The organism is Candidatus Symbiopectobacterium sp. NZEC135 (assembly GCF_025962695.1).
The window spans coordinates 1-3,610 of sequence record NZ_JAGFPF010000149.1; the positions used below are offsets into that span (position 1 = coordinate 1).

The 3,610-nt window shown below is 43.5% G+C and carries 2 protein-coding genes; both read left to right on the forward strand.

Annotated elements, in window-relative coordinates; genetic code table 11:
• Nucleotides 1–614: 614 nt before the first annotated feature.
• Nucleotides 615–2,324, forward strand: a complete 1,710-nt coding sequence (locus tag J5224_RS24030) for a calcium-binding protein (protein ID WP_264627746.1) — start codon at nucleotides 615–617, stop codon at nucleotides 2,322–2,324.
• A 12-nt stretch (nucleotides 2,325–2,336) separates the two neighbouring features.
• The coding region (locus tag J5224_RS24035) for an ABC transporter transmembrane domain-containing protein (RefSeq protein WP_264627747.1) at nucleotides 2,337–3,610 on the forward strand (1,274 nt) is incomplete at its 3' end.

The window sequence follows — 3,610 nt, forward strand, 5'->3', positions numbered from 1 at the left end:
CAGTGCCAGTGTGACGCTCGCCAATGCGATGCTTACTGCGATCATTGCTCTTTTCATTGCTTACTCCTGTTGGGGGACATATGAACGGAAGGCCTTCCCTTATCGTTTTGTTATTGTTATGTGAATGAGTATTCATGACTAAGCGGGGCGGGTCAAATGATATATCTCTTTCATTAGATAAAGAAAATCTGGCCAGTATGAGGGAACCAACATTAATTAAATATTTTAAAATTAAATCATTCTGTTTTTGGTGTGTTTATAATATGACTTGCACTGTATATTTAAATTAATGGAAGTTAAATGAGAGGTAAATATATAAGTTATTTCTAAAATAATAAAAATGTGTTTTTTTGTTTGTATTTTATTAATTTCACGATAAAAAATATAATTCCGCTGTTAATGGAAATATAACCCCTCGAAAATTAATGGGCGTTTTGTTATATATTCGATGGATTTGGTGATGTAGTTTTTTTACGTGCGGAGTTTAATGGTACCTAATCACCTTTGATGTGTTTTCTATGCTTTGATTTCTTGATGGCTTTCATTTTTTAATTTAAATGAGGTGCCTGATTTATGTGAAGATAAATTTTATTGATGCATAATAGGAGTGTTTTATGAAAGGTTCATGGGATGATAATAATTTTTTAATAGACAGAGATAAAGAGGAGAAAAATAAGTTTTATAATGAGTTTCAAAATTCATTTAAGGCAAGTCTACAACATTTCTTCAAAAATTATAACCAGTACTCACAATCTATTGAATCTTCACTTAATGATGATGCCAGCTTTAGGCTGTCGGTAGTAAAACTTAAGGGGGGCGAAGGCGATATTGAAGGTTGGGTTGATGTAATAGGTCGGGGTGCACACTTGATTAATCAACATATGGGGAACCCTATCTTGGCAAGCAAAGCCACAATGAGTGGAGTTGCATCGTTTTTATGTTCCAGGATTCCATTCCCTTATACAGGTACTGCTTATACGTTATATTCTGATGTAACAAGCAATGGGATTCATCACTCTCATAATAGTGAATGGTTACTGCCTCCGAAAAATCATTTACCTGAACAAAATATAATATTAGATGTTGATATTATAACACTTGTTGGTGTAGCAGGGCATGATAAGCTTCGTGGTAGTGACTATCCTGATAAAATATATGGGGGCGGTGGTAATGATCTACTGCTAGGTGCAGGAGGTAATGATATTTTGTATGGTGGAGATGGGCATGACAATTTAAAAGGAGGGATAGGGAATGATGAATTAATGGGAGAGGAGGGGAATGATATTTTATATGGTTTTACAGGAAGTGATAATTTATTCGGTGGGGCAGGTGATGACACCCTGAATGGTGGTGCAGGGAATGACGAATTAATGGGGGGGGCTAACAACGATCTATTACAAGGGGGAAGTGGTTCCGATATCTATCATTTTCGTTCAGGAGATGGCACCGATATCATCACAGAGTGCAAACGAACACCTAAAGATGTAGATATATTACGATTTGGTGCTGGAATACTACCGGATCAAGTAATTTTACAGCGTAGTCAGGTTGGAAGCAGGAATGATTTGGTGCTTAAGGTCAGTAACAGTGACGATAGCGTTACCATCAAAGATTTCTTTGGGCTGCTAGGGCCACAAGTGGAGCGTGTTGAGTTTTCTGATGGAACTCATTGGGATATGGCGGCATTTGCTCAGAAGTATGGTGGCGTTGGAGATATAAACCGAATTCACCTAAATATCATTGGCGGCGCGCTAGGTAATAATCACTGTGTTGCGCCTGAAGGAACATCAACAAGTGGCGTCTGTGATGAGCGTTTCGATGACGTTAAAGACATAAGACATACCTGTCTTACAGGAGAAAAGGCTACGGTCACTGTCACCACGTTGCAACATGGCGATGGTGATAAAACGATCCTTTATGGTTACGGAATGACACCCGCAGATGTCACGTTTAATCACTCATTAACGGTTGGTTTTAGCCCTTCTCATGAGGGCGTGTTAATGATGAATATCAAAGGAGTTGCATCACACGAGAACGATTATTCTGTTCTTCCAAACGATAATGATGCGGGTCGTATAGAGTTTTATGACGGAACCGTGTGGACAGCGCAGGATATTAGAAAACATTGTCTGGAGGGAACTCCATTACCTACTGCACAACCCTCCGCGCCGAGTGTGGGCGGTTCGGTCCCCCAACTGCATCAAGATGTGGCGCAATTTATGGCTTCGAGTGAAGGGGATGATGCCAGTGTTTCCTCTGTCTCGCTGCCGCTAGCAACAGCACCATCGAGTCAAAATCTTCAGCTATCTCCTCTTACAAATTAATGGAGGCAGGGTATGTCTCAGGATAAATACGTGTGGCAAGGCTTGGCCTTGATTGCTGGATACCATGGTAATGCAGTCAACATCGAAGCATTGCAAGCGCAGTTCGGCACTGATGCACACCATGATATCAACGTGCAACTGGTTCGCGCCGCGCGTCACTGTGGTTTGCGCTGTCAACATCATACCCGCATCACCGTTTCTGGAGACATGCCCACACCTGCTTTAGTTTATTTGCCGGAAAAAGGCTATGTCTTACTGCTGGCTGTTAAAGAGGGAAAGTGGCTGATACAAGAAGTATTCCGCGATCGGCCAGAGATTTTTCGCCCGGTGCAGGGGCAGGTGGTGAGTGGCTTCCTGTTCACTCGGCGCTTTTTCTCTGGTGGCTTGGCGCAGGAGTTTACTTTACGCTGGTTTGCTCTGGCTTTTGTTCGCTACAAAAAGTTGGTGGCTGAGATCCTGCTTGCCTCCTTTTTTATTCAGATATTGGCGCTGATTCTTCCCTTATTCTTTCAGATCGTCGTGGATAAGGTGTTGGCGCACCAAAGCTTGTCTACGCTCGATGTGCTGGCGCTGGGGATGATTTGTGTCACGCTGGCGGATGTGGTGCTGGATGGGTTGCGCAACTACCAGCTAGCACATACCTCGCAGCGTATTGATGCCACATTAAGTTCGTTGCTCTATCGTCACCTTCTGTCGCTCCCTTTAGGATGGTTTCGTGGGCGTCAGACGGGGGTGACCGTAGCGCGTGTGCACGAGCTCAAAACGGTACGTGAGTTCTTGACCGGCAGTGCAATGACGTTAGGTCTGGATCTGTTATTCACCATCGTCTTTTTTGTGGTCATGGCGATGTATAGCCTCTCTTTGACCGTCATCGTTCTCATCTCCCTTTTACCTTATATTATGTTGTCTGCCGCGATTACCCGCCCGTTACGCAACCGATTAGAAGATCAATTTCGGCAAGGTGCGAAGAATCAGGCTTTTCTGGTTGAGAGCATCACGGCGATTGAGCCAGTCAAGGCCATGTCTGTAGAGCATCACTTGACGCGCCGCTGGGATGAACAAACAGCGGCATTTGTCAGCAGTTGTTTTAAAACCTGCAAGTTGAGCAATATTGCTAATCAGATATCGCGTTTTATCAGCAGAATCACCAGTGTGGTAATTTTGTGGTACGGCTCTCGGTTGGTGATTGATGGGGGAATGACCGTTGGCGGGCTTATTGCCTTTAATATGTTTGCCGGGCACGTTACTGGCCCCATCTTACGTCTGGTGCAACTGTGGCAGGATGT

Coding starts and splice junctions, on each gene's coding strand:
- J5224_RS24030 (WP_264627746.1), top strand. CDS start 615: ATGAAAGGTTCATGGGATGATAATAATTTTTTAATAGACAGAGATAAA.